Here is a 16,141-nt window from a genome sequence, read left to right on the forward strand (position 1 = left end):
ATCACAGAAGAATCGCTATCATGCAGTGGTAACGATACAAGCATCGCCGGTTACGATCATGGTGTGTTCAGCCTGCGACACATAAGAGCCGGGAACATCAGACAGAACCGGATATGATCTGATGATGCCATCATGTATCAGACGGGAGAGGGCAAGATCTGCTGATTTCACATGAACATGCCTTCTGGCAAATGGCATCCCATTCCGGCTCTCAATTTCCTGTAAGATCTTGCGGGCAGCAGGGAGCCTGACCGGACGACGTATCTGCTGGGAAAAGATCTCTTCTCTCCTGCCATCATGCACAAAACCGGTACCGGTGGATGCAAAGGGTTCGATTGCAAGGACCATTCCTTCTTCAAGTACCGCACCACCAGATCCCGGAATATTGGGAACATTCGGGCCTTTATGCAGGCAGTATTGATCTAATCCATGACCGGTAAGGTTTGCAACCGGCAAAAATCCGCGGCTCTTAATCTCATGTGCAACTATGGTACCAAGGGTTCCGATCGCAACACCTGGCCGTACCGCTGCGATGGCAGCATCACGCGCAGCAATTGAGGCCTCACACAGGAGCGGCTGATCCCCGAGATCTACCGTACAGGCCGTGTCAGCGATATATCCATCAAGATGGACACCGAGATCCAGTTTTACCATATCCCCCTTTGCAAAGGTCCGGGTATCATCAGGCGAAGGAGTGTCATGAGCTGCCGCCTCATTGAGGGAGATGTTTACCGGAAAGGCAATACCAAAACCCTCATCCAGAATGGAGTTCTCAACAAATTCTGCTACTTCAAGGAGCGAGGCACCAACCCGTATCCGCTCTGCTCCTTCACACAGGATTTTCTTTGCAGCTGCTCCTGCCTGCATATACCGGTCAAATATCTCTTCTTTCACAAGACCATCTCCAGAGGATAATTCGTAATTCTTGAAAAACCGGTCTTTTCCACAACTCCCAGGTTTTCTATCCGGACACCACCCGTGTCACGGTAATAGAGACCAGGTTCAAGCGTGATGACATGCCCTGCCCGCAAATCTCCACCAGTCCCGGAAAGGGACGGCTGCTCATGGATCTCCAGGCCGACACCATGACCAAGACTGTGAATGAATCCTTCGGTATCAGACTGATATCCAAGTTCTGCAAAAAAGTCACGCACTGCCTGGTAACATGCTGCTCCACTCGCCCCTTCCTGTACCATATTCTCACTCATGAGCAGGGCATCCCGAACCGTTTCATAGAGTTCAGTCACCTTTCCGGACGGTTCTCCTCTGCTGACTGTCCGGGTCATATCTGCGTGGTACCCAGTTTTGTTATCACAGGGAAAGACATCGATCACAATCGGTTCATGTGCTTTGAGTACTCCGCTTCCTGTGCAATGGGGCATCGCCGTCTCCAGGCCACATGCCACAATGGTATCCTGTGCGGTGCAGTCATAGGCAAGCATAATCTTGTTCATTTCATACCTGACCAGGTCAGATGTGAGTGGAGCATCCTCATACCAGAGCATTCCTGACTTGACATCTGCATGCCGTATCATGCTGACTGCTCTATCCATCGCAGCCTCTGCAGCCCGTTGTGCATTGGTGATCCATCCAATCTCTTCAGGAGTCTTTATGGCGCGATGAGCGGAAAGTCCTGATGAGGAATCTACAATGACCGTATTATAGGGCTCAAGAGCACGGGTAAGGGCGGTTGGAAAATCCGGAGGGACAAGGTACGGACCCTCGGAAAGACGGCGGATCATCTCTGCCTGGATCTTCCAGGGATCTTTCTCATACTCAAAAATCTCAAGATACCCTGCCTGTTGTCGGGTAAGGATTTCTGCAGGAGATTCTCTCTGGGCCCGGTCGGCTTCCATGAGAGGAACAATCATAAGAGGGGGATTATCAGGTCTTTTTAGTATTGTGACCGGATCATGGGTTACAAACCGGGTCATGTGCCGCATTGCTGCATTCTCCGATGATGCATACAGACAATATACGGCTGCGCCGGCATTCCGGATCAGGTCATCCAGGCTGTCCATCTCATACAGGTTTTGAGTCAGACCACAAGTACTTTTACGCGAAACGTGATGTATTTATAATGGATGATGCTTCGAAAGAGCAGTTCAGATGGCGATTCTGGCACCTTACCGTCATACTGAACGGAGTGATCCTGTTTTTTGCACTGGTACCGATTGCATTGTTTCTCTTTCCAGAGGCATACAAAGTCCCTGGAGCAGTGATCAGCCTTATACTGGCAGTAATTCTCACTGTAATCTTCACACGCAATTATCACAAAACAAAAGCCTGGCTGAGTGAGCATGCATAAAAGGGGCAGAAGAACCGATGCTTGAGAAGATCCAGGAAGATATCAGCCTTGCATCACGTCATATCGAGGTTCTCAGGGCTGTTGCAGATCATCAGCCCATCGGAATCATCAAATTATCCGAACTTCTAAACGTCCCTCAGCACCGGATCCGGTATTCCCTCAGAGTTCTTGAGAGCAGCGGGTACATTCGCGCCTCAAGTGCCGGAGCTATAGTGACCCCAAAAGCAGAAGAGATGTTCATGCATCTGAATGAAGATATTGACGAGATAATCCGGATTGTCAGCATGATGAAGCAGCCCTGATCACCTTTGTCCGGCCACCTCAACATTTATTAATAATTACATCACACGTATTAGAGCACATCTGAGCCGCCATAACTCAGTTGGTAGAGTGACTGGCTGTTAACCAGTTTGTCACAGGTTCGAGTCCTGTTGGCGGCGTCTCATTTTTTGGGCCTGTAGCTTAGCGGTGAGAGCGCCCGGCTCATAACCGGGCGGTCATGCGTTCGAATCGCATCAGGCCCATGACCTGTATTTTTTAAGTAGAGATGATTATGTTACTTCAATGAAGTGTTCCTGTTGTGGTGAGAACCATATCATCTGTCCTGGAGATATCACTTCACGCCCCTCACAATTTTTTGCACCCTGTCCCCAGTGTAATCCGACGCCACGGCCAAAAGACAAACCAGTCTCTTCTGGGGAGGATATTCCAGGACCCTGTCAGTGTAACCGCCGGTTTATCGATGATGTGATGGCAGATATCTACCAGATCCTGCAGAAAGAAGGAATATTCCATGGCAGTGAACCCCTCTCATCCATTGGAACCCCTCTTATCTCCCCCGGCCTCTTCCTCCGCCGTCCCCCGGTACTCCCTCCCCGGTCTCTTCTGATTATCTCTGATCTCATACCAGTACCAGTGGCTGAAATCGCATACCGGAACGTGCCCGAGCTGCTGGGTATCGTCTATCATGCCCATGAGATACCCGGTCCCGGTGATGTGACCTATGGACAGGAACCAACAATCCATGAAGGGATCCTGGTGTGTGGATGTGACGTCAGGGCAGATATCTTTCTTTCCGGAAAAGGTCCCGTGGTTGTGATCAAAAAACAGGCTGAGATGCATATTGAATTTCCGAAAGGTATCGACCCAAAGATCTTCAGTGTTGAGGAGCAGGTCAGACGACTGCATCCGGATGTCTTCATTGATGCCTGCGCAGGACCAGGAACACTCGGCCTTACCGCAGCACTCTTTGGTGTGCCGAATATCGTGATGTGTGATGTCTGGCATGCATCAGTCTGGAGTGCAATCCAGACGATCAGAGTAAACCAGAAAAAACTCGGAATTACAACGATAACCCTCTACGATGATGTGAAGAAGAGACCGCCAGTCTGGACAGGAGAACCTGCCCTCATCTGTTCTGCCACCGGAAACGGAATCAATATCCAGCTCTACCATGGGACATACGAACTCCTGGGAGCGGATCTGCCTTCTGGAAAACGGCTGACCGCATTCGATCCCTTTGATAAAGAGTCTTTCAGGAGAAATGATCTATTTCTGACAGCATGGAAAGAAAAGATAGGAGGGGAAGTTTTTATTCCGTAGCTGCAGCATAATTATGGGGACTAGCCCGGGTGGATCGGCGTCACTTGTGACCTGAAATCGTCGGAATGCAGGGGGCGAAGTTTGAGGAAGGTTGGTACATACGGCCTGTATCTGTCGTGTTTCCGACGTAGAAACCCTGTCCTGTGAGGTCGGTGGCCAGGTATCACACCTTCGGAGGAAGGAACGACCTGTTGTCGCGGGGACCGGTTCAGGCCCGGAAGGGAGCAGACTTACCGTGAACATTCGGCGCCCATGGGGTTGCGGGGCGGAGAAGGAGACCCTTGGAAAAGGCTGCAATGACCGATCGACCGATAACGTGTCCCTATTATTCTGATTTATTCTGATTCTTATGGCAAAAGTTGCGATTGTCGGAGCAACCGGAAAGGTAGGCCAGTATGCAGCACTCTCGATATCCCGTATTCCGTATGTCAACGAGGTCCAGCTGTATGGAAGACCGGGTTCGGAATCGGTGCTTGACGGAGTGGCCAGGGATCTCATCGATTCATTTGCTGCAACCGGAACAGACAGTCATGTCAGCTGGAGCTGCAATATTGAGGATCTAAAGGGATCTGATATCATCGTCCTGACCGCCGGCGTTGCACGAAAGCCGGACCAGAGCAGACTGGATCTCGCTGTAGAGAATGCGAAGATAGTCGCGGATTTTTCTCAGAAGATAGGAAGAATTGCCCCTGACTCATTTCTCATGATGGTCACCAATCCGGTTGACATTATGACCCATGTTGCATTGAAATACTCAGGAAAAAAACCAAACGAAGTATTCGGGCTTGGAACACATCTCGACTCAATGCGTCTGAAATCAGCAATCGCATCATTCTTTCAGGTACATGTCAGTGAAGTGCATACCCGTATCATCGGGGAGCATGGTGACAGTATGGTACCACTCTGGTCTGCAACAACCATCGGAGGAATACAGATATCGAATCTGCCCAGTTTTGCACAGGTGCCTATTGATGACATCATGCAGCAGGTCAAATCCTCTGGTCAGAAGATCATTGCATCAAAAGGTGCGACGGTCTGGGGCCCCGGAGAAGCAATTGCCACACTTATCCGTACCATTCTTGGAAATGAAAACCGGATACTTACGGTATCAGCCTACATAAAAGCTGAAGTCCATAATATCGGAGATGTATGTATCGGAGTGCCGGCCCGGATAAACCGGAGCGGAGTGTACCCTGTGCCAATCCGCATTGAACCCCTGGAAGTAAGGAACTTTCAGAATTCGGTAGAAAAGATTCGTGGCATAACCCGTGAAATTTTCTCAGTTCTTGAGAACGGGGAGTAAATATCCCCAGTATCCGGAGAATGAAAAAGCCTTGTGCAGATTTACACAAGGGTTGATTCTACAATTTCTGCCCGTTCAACACCATCGATAGCATTGAGGGTCGCTTCAATGGTCTCTGTCTGACCTTCAGCATCAGGAACAACCAGCGCGACTTTTATTGCGACAAGTCCAAAGCCGATGGGCTCTTCCCTGATATCCTGAACGCGGGGGAATTTCTCTTTTATAGTCGCAACGATCGTTTCCCGGTTTACTTCTGGTGATTCCGGCATCACCTTGATGATGAGCGCTACGTCTCCCATAATCTCAGGGTCCCCGAAGGCCGCAGGTCGGGCAGATGTACTCAACGCTCTGTTCTCTGCACCGGTAACACCGGCGTATGGTGGCCCCGCATGCCGGGCAGCCGAACTCTACAGAGCCCTCTTCTGCCATTGGGCCATTACATGATGTGCAGGTTGTTCTACTCATATTCAGACTTCCAAAAAGCTGCTTATCTGGTTTATTCATCAACACCTTAAATGGTACCGCCAAAGTATGTCCCCGGCACCTCTTCACCCCTGAGAAATCCTGCAAGTCTCGCATGATCAGATCCCCGGAGTATGAATCCCCTGACCTGCTCCTTCGTAACATAGGGAATAAATGCAGGATCGAGATCACCGGTAACCATTCCAGGCATGAGTGCGGTGGCCGGACCGTCAGATGTCCGGATATGATCGAGCGATTTTAAAATGACAAGAGGCACTGAGAGCAGACCGGCATAGAAGGCACTGATAGTATCTGATGTGATATCCCACGAATGAGGAAGCGGATCAGCATCCATCATATGGTGATAAGGAAGAAGAATTGCAGGGGAACCACTCATAAGCGGAGTCCAGGTTACCGGCAATCCATACGTGGACAGGAGCCATCCATACTGATCCATGGCTGCGATGGCCATAAAATGCGCTGCCGTATCTGAAATCTCCTTTTCCCTGACAACATCAGCAAAAATCCCCCCACCCGGAATGACCAGAATATCTCTTCCACTCTCTCTGATAACCCTGACAATCATCGGAGCATGCTCAATCAGACTGCCCCCAATCTTGAGCACCAATGCCTGATCCCGGCTGATCACAATGCAGTACGTTCATGTAATGATGACCAATAAACCCTGATCCCCATGTACCCCCTTCCTGTTATCCTCCTCATATGCGTACTGATGACCCCAGTATCTGCCGGGCCGTATTTCCTTGAGATTTATCCGGATACCTGGATGAATGGGGATGAGGATGAATACATAACCATTGGATGGGATCACCCTCCCGGTTCCTGCACCATTTCAGATGGGGAGGGAACCATCACATTTTCACCCTCGAACTCCGGATCTTCCTCCTGCACGATCGCGCGTAATGGTGAACAATACAACCATGTATGGGGGAGGTATCCTTCCTATGAGATAATTGACAGCACCCCTGCTGTTCCACAGGCAACGGTGCAGGGCCGGTTCCAACTGTCCAATAAAAAGGACGAACTGACTCTTACATGCGAGGGATGCACCTACGACACCGTGACATGGCCTGGGACGTTCAAACCAAGAAACGGTCAGATACATTTCAGGTCGGCTGGCGGAATCTGGGATCCCAGGGTGCTCATGGCCGGTGGAAGCAGACTTGAACCCCGGACCTTTGAGAACATTTCAGGCACGGGATTTGTTTCTCCTGACTGCTCAAGAGAGATCCTGGAAGAGATCATCAGCAATGCAAAGAGATCCGTTCTTCTCAATGTCTACGAATTCACAGACCCTGGTCTTGCACAGATCCTCTGTGATACCAGCAGGCGGGGGGTAGCGGTATCGGTGCTCCTCGAAGGCGGGCCGGTCGGAGGCATTCCATCAGAGGAGTTCCCCGTCATCTCCGATCTGATTCAGGCAGGAGCCGATGTCAGAGTCATGGAAGGGACCGGAGAAGATCATGCCCCGTACCGGTATGACCATGCCAAATATCTCGTGGCAGATGACAGCCGGGTATTTCTGACAACAGAAAACTTCAAGGAGCATTCCTTCCCTCATGCCGGTTTTGCCGGGAACCGCGGCTGGGGAGTCGTGCTTGACTCAGCCGATCTCGCATCCTGTTTTACCGAAGTTTTCCAGGATGACTTTGACGGACCAGGAGTGGCTGTCGCAGAAGGCAGGGCCGGCACCGCCGAACAACCGGTGACACCCCCATACAATCCAGTATTTGCTCCCCTGTCTTTTTCTGGAGCAGTGGTAACCCCGGTCTTCTCACCAGACACCAGCATCCTGATCGCAGATCTTATCAATGAAAGCAGGAGCAGAGTATGGATAGAGCAGGCATACATCACCGAATACCCAAAGAACGGGACAAATCCGTTTCTCGCAGCAGCAGTAGATGCAGCGAGACGGGGCGTTGATGTCAGGATCCTGCTTGACGGATACTATTACAATATCGAAGGGGATGAGGACAATGATGAGATGGTAACCGCCCTGCAAACCCTTGCCGCACGTGAGAATATCTCCCTTCAGGCTCAGGTCCTCTATCCTGAGAAGACTGGTCTTTTAAAAGTCCATGCCAAGGGGGTGATTGCTGATGATTCGGTACTGGTATCGAGCATGAACTGGAATGAGAACTCAGCCTGCTTTAACCGGGAGGCGGGAGTCATCATCCACAGCAGGGATGCCGCATCATACTTTGCCTCCGTCTTTCTGCTGGACTGGGCAGGAAAAAAAGAGAGGCAGCCGGCCAGGAGTCTTCCCGGAAGTGATACCGGATTTATCCAGATGATTACCCTGGCAGGAGTGGTGATCTTTTTACTCCTCCTCTACCGCCGGTATCACCGGTGATCAGAGATGTTCTTTGAGGAACACAAAGACCAGGTAATACAGTGCAACCATCAGCATCAGGACCCCGGCTATCCGATTGATGAGCAGGTGATGTGTGGTGAAGAACCTGATACAGATCCTGCTTCTCTCCAGAGACAATGCTGAAAGGAACAGGAGCGGACTTGCCATCCCAATCCCGAAGAGGACAAAATTGACAAAATTTGCGATGAAATCTGCAGTCGTCGTGGATATCGCAAAGAGCAGGATGATAGAGCCTGGATTGCAGGGAAGAGCAACCAGCCCGAAGAATGCCCCAAACAGGATGGCAGTAATATAGGGGGTTTTTCCAACCGGCGTAGATACCATAGGAAAAAACCGGCTGATGTCAAATCCGGCAATCATGGCAATACTCATGATCGCAAGGATGCCGTAAATGGCAGGGCCGAGTATCTCAATAACATCTCCGGTGGACATCTTCAGGATAGCCACAAAAAGAAGGCCAAATGAGAACATCGCAAGCAGCACCCCCGCCGTCACGGCAAGGCCCAGAGTGAGAGTCCGACCCCCGCCGGTCTTTGTCCGCCCTGCAAGGAATGCCAGGTACCCCGGGTAGAGCGGCAGGACACACATGGCTCCAAGCGGCGTATAAAGACCTGCCAGGAAGGAGATGGCCCAGGTTTCAGGTGTGATATCCATATTATGAGCAGAGTTCGTCCAGTGCCCGCTTCAGGACATCAGCACGAAAAACCCCGTCTTCAAGATAAGTGGCCGTCTTGTCACAGATGATGATAGTCTGGGGGATTGACTGAATAAATCCCGGCCCATAGGCTTTGATCAGGCTTCTGGTCACATCAGTCGGGGCCGCGGTAAATATCCCCTTGAAGTTGTTTGACTCCTGGTGTCGCCTCACTTTTTCGGCATTATCATTAGGATCCACATCAAGTGCCACCACCACGTATTTATCCGGATATGCAGTCAGTAATTTCGTAGATTCTAAAAGCTGCATGGAACAGCCCGGACACCAGACGGCAAAACTGTGGATGATAACCGGCTTTCCCTGCTCGGCAAGATCCTTTATGGTGAACCGCTCCCCTGTTGCAACATCGGTCATGGATGTCGTAATCCAGGCAAGTTCAGGAGATGCTGTTTCAGAATATGCAATTTCAGGTGATTCCTCACTTGCCAGACATCCTGTACACAACAGGGTCATAACAAGGAGACCAAAGACGACCGGGAGTATAGTCCGGTGATAACTCATGCAACATCATCTGAGACTCTTTGTTCATATACTTCAAGGAAAATAGGGGAGTTACCTGACCGGCATCAGGAACTGAATGAGGAGGGCACATAAGTAGGTTACGATTCCAAAGAGAATCTGCGGGACGGTATACCGTTTGAACACAGTTTTCACATCATCCCCGGTTGTCCGGTGTAAGAGCCAGAAATAGGGATCGGTCACGAAACAGATGAGACCCGCACCACCGATGATCATGAGGAACAGGGCAAGCGGGTTTAACATGGATGGAATAACCGTCGTCGCAAGGACCTGGGCAGTCAGGTACGATGTAACAATTCTGGACCCCTGGGCAGTCTGGATCAGAGCAGCGAGGACGAACGGGAAGAGGAATATTGGCAAAGATGTTGCGAGCAGAATAGAGGCATCAGCCGGAAAGCTGCTCTGCTGGATGATATACCCAAGAGCCCCTGCTCCACAGATGTCAAAGATGACGACTCCGCCATGCTTTGCTCCAAGAACCCAGCCACTCCACCGGACCTCCTGTTTTGCAGTAATTACCGCGGTGGCCATTCCGGCGAGCATGATAAACTGGAGAAGACCTGCATGAGTAAGCCCGAGGAGGAGATACCCGACGGGGATGGCAAGAAAGATCACCAGAAACGGTGCCCATGCCCGAAGATGAAAGGAACCCTCTTCGCGCTTGTATCCTATCTGCTCATGGGTGATGTCAGCAAAATCACACTGTCTTCTGACATACCAGATCATGGAACCGACAAAGAGCAGAGAGAGGGGGATTGCGACCAGGTTATAGATGAGAGGGGAGTAATCCGGTGCAAATGCATCAAAGAGGGTGTAGGTGACCGGCGTCGGGTATACATACGCAACCCCGAGGACAGACCCAATGGCGACAAGATAGATAAGAAGTGACCGCTTTCGTTCATCTGACGTGAAGAACTCGATGACCGGTGTGAGAATAATAAACGCAGTTATGGGACAGGTGGAAGGAACTGCAATAAGATATCCTGCGATTCCGGAGAGGGTGGGCGGCCGCTTTAAGAGGGTCCGAAGGTCAGAGACGATCTGCTGGATAAGTCCCTGCTCGGCAAGATATTTTGCGATAACCGATCCGGCAAGGATAGGGATACCAAGACTGTTAAAAATACTGGCACATCCCAGCGCAACCTGCTGAAAGACTGTATCCGGAGATGACCCGATCATCAGACCAAAGGCAATTGCTCCGCCGACCAGAGTGAAAAATGGTGGCAGTTTAAATTTGAACCCGATGACAGATATTGCCACCATCACGATAAGGAAAATCAGGATGGTACTCATTCCTTATTCTATCTGCAGGTGATCATATCAAAGGCTCTTGGTCCCATGACCCCATGTCTCATAGGTGAGGACATAAAACCTGTAGGAGATGTTTGTCCTTCACCATCAGGAGAAGACTGCCATTGGAATTCTCATCCTCGTTACTTTGGTCTGCCTTGCCGGGACTCTCATGCTGGACGAGATGGGAAAAGAACAATTTTCAACCGAATATGAGACCGGAATGACAGATGGAACCTTGGTCAGATGGGAAGGAGTTGTTGGGGAGGTATATCACGCGAAGGGAGGCAGCGTTATCATGGACGTCTCCGGAGTCAGTATCTTCATCCCGTCATCCGCAGGAGATGTACCTGAAATCACACCAGGAACGTCCATCCGGATCATCGGTACCGTTCAGCACTGGAACGGAAAAGAGGAGATATCAGTCAAAGATGGCAAAGATATCAGGATTCTTTCATGATGTCAAGAGAAAAGTCTGCATTGATGACCGTGTGGGTGAGCATCCCAAGACTTATCCGATCGATGTTCAGGGCTGCATATGACGCCAGGGTATCTTCGGTAATCCCTCCTGATACTTCGATAAGTACCTTCTCCCTTAGGCCGTTCTCTGAAAGGAGTGAAATGACCTGTGAAACCTGTTCAGGAGTCATGTTGTCAAGGAGGATGATATCCGCCCCTGCCTGTGCAATCCTAAGAGCCTCATCAATCGTATCTGCTTCTGCTTCAACCCGGTGATAAGCCGAAAAGGCTTTTGCCCGCCTGACCGCCTCATCCACAACGGTCAGGACCCGGTGATTGTCTTTTATCAAAACGGCATCGGAAAGGGAGAACCGGTGGGGATCTGCCCCTCCAATCATGGCGGCCTTTTTATCCATAAGGCGCAGTCCTGGAGCAGTTTTTCTCGTTGCGGCAATACGGCACCCGGGATTTATTGCAGATACCAGATCCTGCATCTTCCTGGCCCTGGTTGCGATGCCACTCATCCTCCCGAGGATATTAAGCAATGTTCGCTCCAGAAGAAGGATGGTATGAGCCTGGCCGGTCAGGGTGACGATCACATCCCCTGCTTGGCGATATAATCCGTCTGAACATGCAGAAGAGGCAGCCAGACCATACCATTCAGAAAGCCGTATAACTTCAGTAAGACCGGCAAGTACAAGGGATTCCCGTGCGGATATAACCGCAGAGCAGATCTGCGGATCTATTACCACCTCTGAAGTGATATCACCAAACGGACAGTCTTCTTCGACATATTCGATGAGTCTGGTGAGGGGTATATCTGGGAGTGTATTCATGGCACATTGATCATGTATTCAAGTGACCGCCGGGCTCCTTCCATAACCTCTGAAGGCACGGTCACTTCACCGGAGAGATCGCGAAGACATCTGACCAGTTCATGGAGTGTGGTCTTTTTCATATCAGCACAGATCGCATCCTCCCTGCCGATGAATGACTGGTCAGGGCAGAGTTCGCTGAGCCGATCCAGCATCCCTCTTTCAGTGCAGATATACCACGAAGACCTGGTTCTTGCAATCTCAGCCATCCTGCCGGTTGAGGCGATATAATCAGCAAGAACACGAATTTCAACCGGGCATTCCGGGTGTGCCATCACCGCAATACCGGCTGCCTTTACCTCCCGCAGATCTTCAGGATCAAACCGCATATGCACATAACAATGACCCCCGTCTGGAATAGGAATAATCTCCTTCTCCGGAAGAACCGACTGTACATATGAGGCGAGGTTGGTATCCGGACCGAAAATAATCTGTTTATGGGGGAAAGACCTGACTACCCTGACTGCATTTCCGGAGGTGCATACCGAATCTGCAACGGCTTTGCATGCTGCAGTACTGTTTATATAGACGACCACGGCTGCTTCAGGGTACTGCTCTTTTGCCTTTCGTATTATCTCCGGCGTGAGAAAATCTGCGAGCGGACATCCGGCATCAGGGTCAGGCATCAAAACCTTTTTATCAGGGTTCAGGATATGGGCAGTTTCTGCCATGAACCTGACACCACAGAGGACAAGAATGGGTTCATTAGCTTTTCTCGCTGCCTGCGCCAGTTCAAGACTGTCGCCAATAATATCTGCGACTGCATGAATCTCGGGGAGCTGATAATTATGGGCCAGAATGAGTGCCTTTTTTTCTGATTTCAAACGAAGGATATCGGCTATGAGATTACGGTTGGTCACGATCCGATCACCAGGGGACTATCAAGGTTTTTCAATAATGAGAGCACCGAAAGGGCTGCAAGATAACTTGTTGCCGGGTTATCCGGACTTGGATGGTTGACAACCCTGATACTTGCCTCACCGAATTCGCCGGAGACAAAGATATCATGAATATTTCGATCAACTTCCGGATCTGCCCAGAGCTCCACATCCACATCATGATGTACAGCCAGCGCCAGTGCTACTGATACGTTGATATTTTTTGGAAACTGCTTAATACATTCATTCGCCTTCCCACGAAATGCAAGGGTTCGATGACTGACCTGCATCCCAAGACTTGCAGGGCTTTTTGTGGTTCTGAGAAGGACTGAATCTATCCTGCTGATACCCCCCACCTTCAGGTTATCCAGTCCCATGATAGCACCACTCGGGATATGGATCTTTTTTCCCTGGGACCGTGCCACATCAAGAAGGATTTTTCTAAAATTCGTATCTGACAGAGCACCAACAGAGAGGATGAGAACATGTTTCCCGTTCTCAAGGATCTTCGGGGCATATTCCCTGACCGCAAGGACCGATGCAGCCTCCACGCAGATATCAAAATCCTGTGATATAAACTCCTGAAAATCCGCGTATGCAGGAGCACCACACATGCGGGCAAGTTCCTCTGCATGGTCCGGTAGGCGGTCAAAAAGCGCCTCAACCGTAAATCCATCCTGATGGGTTGCAATAATTCTGCCTACATTACCGCATCCGAGGAGCCCGATTCTGACCATTGCCTACATATATGCACAATATCTTTTAAGCCGTTTGGTTCCTGAATGGTGAGAGCTGTACCCATGAACATATCAGATCAGGCACCTGAAAAGAAGAGAAATGACTTGTTTCTTCCGGAAAAAGAATGGGTCAAGGCGCTCTCAGGTCGCCCGATATGTATCAGAACCTTTGGTTGTGCATACAATGTCGGAGATTCTGATCTCCTGGCATCGGTTCTCACAGCCTCCGGTTCGGTGATAGTATCAGATCCCGAACTAGCGGAGGTGATGATCATCAACACATGCATTGTCATCGCCTCAACCGAGCGGAAGATGCTAAAGGAGATCTCATCATATCCGGACCATGAGGTATATGTGACCGGGTGTCTTCCACTGGCACTGCCCGAAAGTCTTCAGGAGCATACTACCGTGAAACTGATACATCCTGATTCTATTCACCGGGCAGCAGCCACTGTCTCCTATGATCAGAAAGGGCCGGTATCAGTGGTCCAGATTGGACCTGGTTGTGTTGGATCATGCCGGTATTGTATTACCCGCTGTGCCCGGGGATCAATCAGGAGTAATTCCCCTCATCAGATTTATTCACATATTGCCAGCTGTGTCAGGGGGGGAGCCGTTGAGATCCGCCTTGCCGGACAGGACCTTTCTGCATACGGACATGACACCGGTCAGTGGTCACTTGCCACGCTTCTTGAGGGCATCCCTGCTCTGCCAGATATCACCCGAATCCGTCTTGGGATGATGAACCCTGCTACCCTGAAACCGATAGCACAGAGAGTCGCACGGACCATGAATAACGGGCCGTTCTTTTCATTTCTTCATCTGCCCATCCAGTCAGGATCTGACCATGTGCTGGATCTGATGGGACGCGGATACACGGTGGCTGATGTTCAGAATATCATCGATATCTTCAGAGCAGAGATGTCTGACATAACCATAGCTACCGATATCATCACCGGGTTCCCAGGTGAGACGGACGATGACCATGAAGAGACTGTGCGTCTGATCCGTCGGATCGCTCCGGGGATGGTGAATGTGACACGATATTCATGGCGTCCCGGTACTGGAATGAGCCGGGATCATGAACTCCCTGACCGGATACGAAAGGAGCGCTCGCGTGCGATCATCCGTGAATCATATACCATGTTCCAGAAGGCCAATGAGAAGATGAAAGGGGCGGTGATGAGAGTAATCCCGACTGAACAACTCAAACCAGGTTCAGTCATGGCTCGTTCCGAAAGGTATGAAGGGGTGGTAATCAGGGAAGAGTGTCAGCTGGGCATACCCTGTATGGTGACCATCACCGGTTCTACCCCCCATTATCTCATCGGCGAAGTGATCAGGGACTGATCAGATTTTTCTTTGCCTTTCCGGATGACCTGTATACTCATCATGGAAGAGATCATTGAACTTGGTTTTAACCGGCTGGTTGAGGTAATAAACCTGCATGATTCATCAATAGATGCCTATTCGGAAGAGATCCGGACCCTTGATGCAGAACTCCTCGGCAAAATGGCTGCACAGGTTACCGGAGTGATTGCAAAAACCGGTATCGAACTTCTTGAAAAGGGAAAGAAAGACAACCACGGTGAGATCTATGATCCCCGACATTATCCGAAAAAGATGATAATTCTGGGAAAGAGTGCTGACCCTATGCCATACCGGCCAGATAACATGTCCAGAGCCGTTCAGGACCAGTTCTGTCTTCTCGGAGAGGATGGGAAATTCTATGAGATCATGTACAGTGCTGATGATCTGATCATCGACTCATATCTTGCAGAGATTACGCCACGTCAGGTTATTGATCTGTACGGATATGAAGCCATGTTCATGCTGTACAAAGCAATGCAACAATATATGTATAACCAGGAAGAACTGCTCTCTGCTCTGGAAACGACATTGAACTTTATCCGATCATAAGATCGGCTATTTTTCTTTCCAACCAAACAGCGGGAACATTGGTTTGAACGGATCCTGTTCTGGCTCAAACTTGCCCAGGCTGAAGGCCTTGCTTTTCCGGGGGCTGTCCTGAACCTGATATGTTACTTCGACAATGAGGGACTGAACCATCTTCGGAAGGGTCAGTCGTGTCGGAGTGTCAGGTTCAAGACGGTCTATATGCCAGGGTTCATCTATACCTGCCGCTGTTATCTCGACCTTCTCTGCAGCGCTCGTTCCAGCGTTTTCCAGGATGATCTCCCGGTGATTTGGAGAGAGATCAGCCAGAATCAGTGGGCGGGCATTTTTTGCTGCATCAAGAGATATCATGGCACTGAGCAGCAGGGTTCCGGTTATAATAATTGCAATACCGGCCAGAATCTGCTGGTTCATAAAATACAAAAGAAGCGTAAGCCCTGTTCCTACAAATGCGATAAGAAGGATATGATAATTCTTTGAATTGAATGGTAGAGACAACATAAAACAGAAATGGGCCCGATGCGATTCGAACGCATGACCTCCCGGTTATCAGCCGGGTGCACCACCTGGCTATGCTACGGGCCCGAGGCTCTTATCAGGTGGATCCCGCTCGTTAATAATACTTGTGATAACTCCAAAACGGCCGGATGATATGAACAGAATATGACTCATATCAGAACA

Annotated in this window: 20 protein-coding genes, 3 tRNA genes and 1 other RNA gene; 11 read left to right on the forward strand and 13 right to left on the reverse strand. The window is 50.1% G+C overall.

Annotated elements, in window-relative coordinates; genetic code table 11:
- Positions 1 to 18 precede the first annotated feature (18 nt).
- Complete coding sequence (map, locus tag MHUN_RS12160) at positions 19 to 894, reverse strand: type II methionyl aminopeptidase (RefSeq protein WP_011449301.1); 876 nt, start codon at positions 892 to 894, stop codon at positions 19 to 21.
- Positions 891 to 2,021 (reverse strand): M24 family metallopeptidase, encoded by a 1,131-nt coding sequence (locus tag MHUN_RS12165; protein WP_011449302.1) that lies wholly within the window; start codon positions 2,019 to 2,021, stop codon positions 891 to 893. Before MHUN_RS12165 ends, map begins: the two co-directional genes overlap by 4 nt.
- A 59-nt stretch (positions 2,022 to 2,080) precedes the next feature.
- Between MHUN_RS12165 and MHUN_RS12170 the strand changes: the two genes are divergently transcribed.
- The 7 genes from MHUN_RS12170 to MHUN_RS12195 all read left to right on the forward strand — a co-directional run bounded on the left by MHUN_RS12170 (position 2,081) and on the right by MHUN_RS12195 (position 5,213).
- Positions 2,081 to 2,308, forward strand: a complete 228-nt coding sequence (locus MHUN_RS12170) for a hypothetical protein (RefSeq protein ID WP_048067499.1) — start codon at positions 2,081 to 2,083, stop codon at positions 2,306 to 2,308.
- A gap of 17 nt (positions 2,309 to 2,325) precedes the next feature.
- Positions 2,326 to 2,610 carry a hypothetical protein gene (locus tag MHUN_RS12175; RefSeq protein WP_011449303.1) on the forward strand — a complete coding sequence of 95 codons (285 nt, stop codon included), beginning with the start codon at positions 2,326 to 2,328 and terminating at the stop codon, positions 2,608 to 2,610.
- Between the two features lie 65 nt (positions 2,611 to 2,675).
- Positions 2,676 to 2,748 (forward strand) — tRNA-Asn (locus MHUN_RS12180).
- Between the two features lie 11 nt (positions 2,749 to 2,759).
- Positions 2,760 to 2,832 (forward strand) — tRNA-Ile (locus MHUN_RS12185).
- Between the two features lie 40 nt (positions 2,833 to 2,872).
- A complete protein-coding gene (locus MHUN_RS12190) occupies positions 2,873 to 3,910 on the forward strand; it encodes a hypothetical protein (protein WP_011449304.1) in 1,038 nt (345 codons plus the stop codon).
- Between the two features lie 13 nt (positions 3,911 to 3,923).
- Positions 3,924 to 4,236: signal recognition particle sRNA (gene ffs / locus MHUN_RS18375), an RNA gene on the forward strand.
- A 23-nt stretch (positions 4,237 to 4,259) separates the two neighbouring features.
- Positions 4,260 to 5,213 carry a malate dehydrogenase gene (locus tag MHUN_RS12195; protein WP_011449305.1) on the forward strand — a complete coding sequence of 318 codons (954 nt, stop codon included), beginning with the start codon at positions 4,260 to 4,262 and terminating at the stop codon, positions 5,211 to 5,213.
- Positions 5,214 to 5,254: 41 nt separating this feature from the next.
- Here the strand turns inward: MHUN_RS12195 and MHUN_RS12200 are convergent, their stop codons facing one another.
- The 3 genes from MHUN_RS12200 to MHUN_RS12205 are packed head-to-tail and all read right to left on the reverse strand — an operon-like array spanning position 5,255 to position 6,324.
- Positions 5,255 to 5,512: an elongation factor 1-beta gene (locus tag MHUN_RS12200; protein WP_011449306.1), complete on the reverse strand. Its 258-nt coding sequence runs from the start codon at positions 5,510 to 5,512 to the stop codon at positions 5,255 to 5,257.
- A 4-nt stretch (positions 5,513 to 5,516) separates the two neighbouring features.
- On the reverse strand, positions 5,517 to 5,717 hold the full coding sequence (locus MHUN_RS18380) for a zinc finger domain-containing protein (protein WP_011449307.1): 201 nt from the start codon (positions 5,715 to 5,717) through the stop codon (positions 5,517 to 5,519).
- 7 nt (positions 5,718 to 5,724) lie between these two features.
- Positions 5,725 to 6,324 (reverse strand): hypothetical protein, encoded by a 600-nt coding sequence (locus MHUN_RS12205; protein ID WP_048067500.1) that lies wholly within the window; start codon positions 6,322 to 6,324, stop codon positions 5,725 to 5,727.
- Positions 6,325 to 6,369: 45 nt separating this feature from the next.
- Here MHUN_RS12205 and MHUN_RS12210 point away from each other — a divergent pair, with 45 nt between their 5' ends.
- Complete coding sequence (locus MHUN_RS12210; RefSeq protein ID WP_011449309.1) at positions 6,370 to 8,049, forward strand: phospholipase D-like domain-containing protein; 1,680 nt, start codon at positions 6,370 to 6,372, stop codon at positions 8,047 to 8,049.
- Here the strand turns inward: MHUN_RS12210 and MHUN_RS12215 are convergent, their stop codons facing one another.
- Genes MHUN_RS12215 through MHUN_RS12225 form a run of 3 tightly spaced genes read right to left on the reverse strand, consistent with a single transcriptional unit; the run spans position 8,050 to position 10,597 of the window.
- Positions 8,050 to 8,724: a cytochrome c biogenesis CcdA family protein gene (locus MHUN_RS12215; RefSeq protein ID WP_011449310.1), complete on the reverse strand. Its 675-nt coding sequence runs from the start codon at positions 8,722 to 8,724 to the stop codon at positions 8,050 to 8,052.
- Between the two features lies 1 nt (position 8,725).
- The gene (locus MHUN_RS12220) at positions 8,726 to 9,286 is read right to left on the reverse strand and encodes a TlpA family protein disulfide reductase (protein WP_011449311.1); all 561 of its coding nucleotides are present in this window, start codon (positions 9,284 to 9,286) and stop codon (positions 8,726 to 8,728) included.
- 51 nt (positions 9,287 to 9,337) lie between these two features.
- Positions 9,338 to 10,597 (reverse strand): GntP family permease, encoded by a 1,260-nt coding sequence (locus MHUN_RS12225; RefSeq protein WP_011449312.1) that lies wholly within the window; start codon positions 10,595 to 10,597, stop codon positions 9,338 to 9,340.
- Positions 10,598 to 10,685: 88 nt separating this feature from the next.
- Between MHUN_RS12225 and MHUN_RS12230 the strand changes: the two genes are divergently transcribed.
- Positions 10,686 to 11,054, forward strand: a complete 369-nt coding sequence (locus MHUN_RS12230) for a hypothetical protein (RefSeq protein WP_011449313.1) — start codon at positions 10,686 to 10,688, stop codon at positions 11,052 to 11,054.
- On the opposite strand, the gene nadC is transcribed toward MHUN_RS12230, so the two are convergent.
- Genes nadC through nadX form a run of 3 tightly spaced genes read right to left on the reverse strand, consistent with a single transcriptional unit; the run spans position 11,038 to position 13,543 of the window.
- Positions 11,038 to 11,889: a carboxylating nicotinate-nucleotide diphosphorylase gene (gene nadC, locus MHUN_RS12235; RefSeq protein ID WP_011449314.1), complete on the reverse strand. Its 852-nt coding sequence runs from the start codon at positions 11,887 to 11,889 to the stop codon at positions 11,038 to 11,040. The genes MHUN_RS12230 and nadC overlap by 17 nt on opposite strands.
- A complete protein-coding gene (nadA, locus tag MHUN_RS12240) occupies positions 11,886 to 12,788 on the reverse strand; it encodes a quinolinate synthase NadA (protein WP_011449315.1) in 903 nt (300 codons plus the stop codon). The genes nadC and nadA overlap by 4 nt, the downstream gene beginning before the upstream one ends.
- A complete protein-coding gene (gene nadX, locus MHUN_RS12245; RefSeq protein WP_011449316.1) occupies positions 12,785 to 13,543 on the reverse strand; it encodes an aspartate dehydrogenase in 759 nt (252 codons plus the stop codon). The genes nadA and nadX overlap by 4 nt, the downstream gene beginning before the upstream one ends.
- Positions 13,544 to 13,606: 63 nt before the next feature.
- Here nadX and MHUN_RS12250 point away from each other — a divergent pair, with 63 nt between their 5' ends.
- Entirely contained in the window at positions 13,607 to 14,893 is a 1,287-nt protein-coding gene (locus MHUN_RS12250) for a tRNA (N(6)-L-threonylcarbamoyladenosine(37)-C(2))-methylthiotransferase (RefSeq protein WP_011449317.1), read from the forward strand.
- Positions 14,894 to 14,917: 24 nt separating this feature from the next.
- The gene (locus tag MHUN_RS12255) at positions 14,918 to 15,463 is read left to right on the forward strand and encodes a hypothetical protein (RefSeq protein WP_011449318.1); all 546 of its coding nucleotides are present in this window, start codon (positions 14,918 to 14,920) and stop codon (positions 15,461 to 15,463) included.
- A gap of 6 nt (positions 15,464 to 15,469) precedes the next feature.
- Here MHUN_RS12255 and MHUN_RS18385 read toward each other — a convergent pair whose 3' ends face one another.
- The gene (locus MHUN_RS18385) at positions 15,470 to 15,961 is read right to left on the reverse strand and encodes a hypothetical protein (RefSeq protein WP_011449319.1); all 492 of its coding nucleotides are present in this window, start codon (positions 15,959 to 15,961) and stop codon (positions 15,470 to 15,472) included.
- A gap of 10 nt (positions 15,962 to 15,971) precedes the next feature.
- A tRNA-Ile gene (locus MHUN_RS12265) sits at positions 15,972 to 16,045 on the reverse strand.
- Positions 16,046 to 16,141 lie beyond the last annotated feature (96 nt).

The organism is Methanospirillum hungatei JF-1 (genome assembly GCF_000013445.1).
In the GTDB taxonomy this organism is placed as follows: Archaea; Halobacteriota; Methanomicrobia; order Methanomicrobiales; family Methanospirillaceae; genus Methanospirillum; species Methanospirillum hungatei.

Excerpts from the sequence above, each read along its gene's own strand:
- MHUN_RS12165 (WP_011449302.1), bottom strand. The coding sequence starts at position 2,021 with ATGGACAGCCTGGATGACCTGATCCGGAATGCCGGCGCAGCCGTATAT.
- MHUN_RS12170 (WP_048067499.1), top strand. The coding sequence starts at position 2,081 with ATGGATGATGCTTCGAAAGAGCAGTTCAGATGGCGATTCTGGCACCTT.
- MHUN_RS12175 (WP_011449303.1), top strand. The coding sequence starts at position 2,326 with ATGCTTGAGAAGATCCAGGAAGATATCAGCCTTGCATCACGTCATATC.
- MHUN_RS12190 (WP_011449304.1), top strand. The coding sequence starts at position 2,873 with ATGAAGTGTTCCTGTTGTGGTGAGAACCATATCATCTGTCCTGGAGAT.
- MHUN_RS12195 (WP_011449305.1), top strand. The coding sequence starts at position 4,260 with ATGGCAAAAGTTGCGATTGTCGGAGCAACCGGAAAGGTAGGCCAGTAT.
- MHUN_RS12200 (WP_011449306.1), bottom strand. The coding sequence starts at position 5,512 with ATGGGAGACGTAGCGCTCATCATCAAGGTGATGCCGGAATCACCAGAA.
- MHUN_RS18380 (WP_011449307.1), bottom strand. The coding sequence starts at position 5,717 with ATGAATAAACCAGATAAGCAGCTTTTTGGAAGTCTGAATATGAGTAGA.
- MHUN_RS12210 (WP_011449309.1), top strand. The coding sequence starts at position 6,370 with ATGTACCCCCTTCCTGTTATCCTCCTCATATGCGTACTGATGACCCCA.
- MHUN_RS12215 (WP_011449310.1), bottom strand. The coding sequence starts at position 8,724 with ATGGATATCACACCTGAAACCTGGGCCATCTCCTTCCTGGCAGGTCTT.
- MHUN_RS12220 (WP_011449311.1), bottom strand. The coding sequence starts at position 9,286 with ATGAGTTATCACCGGACTATACTCCCGGTCGTCTTTGGTCTCCTTGTT.
- MHUN_RS12225 (WP_011449312.1), bottom strand. The coding sequence starts at position 10,597 with ATGAGTACCATCCTGATTTTCCTTATCGTGATGGTGGCAATATCTGTC.
- MHUN_RS12230 (WP_011449313.1), top strand. The coding sequence starts at position 10,686 with ATGTTTGTCCTTCACCATCAGGAGAAGACTGCCATTGGAATTCTCATC.
- nadC (WP_011449314.1), bottom strand. The coding sequence starts at position 11,889 with ATGAATACACTCCCAGATATACCCCTCACCAGACTCATCGAATATGTC.
- nadX (WP_011449316.1), bottom strand. The coding sequence starts at position 13,543 with ATGGTCAGAATCGGGCTCCTCGGATGCGGTAATGTAGGCAGAATTATT.
- MHUN_RS12250 (WP_011449317.1), top strand. The coding sequence starts at position 13,607 with ATGAACATATCAGATCAGGCACCTGAAAAGAAGAGAAATGACTTGTTT.
- MHUN_RS12255 (WP_011449318.1), top strand. The coding sequence starts at position 14,918 with ATGACCTGTATACTCATCATGGAAGAGATCATTGAACTTGGTTTTAAC.
- MHUN_RS18385 (WP_011449319.1), bottom strand. The coding sequence starts at position 15,961 with ATGTTGTCTCTACCATTCAATTCAAAGAATTATCATATCCTTCTTATC.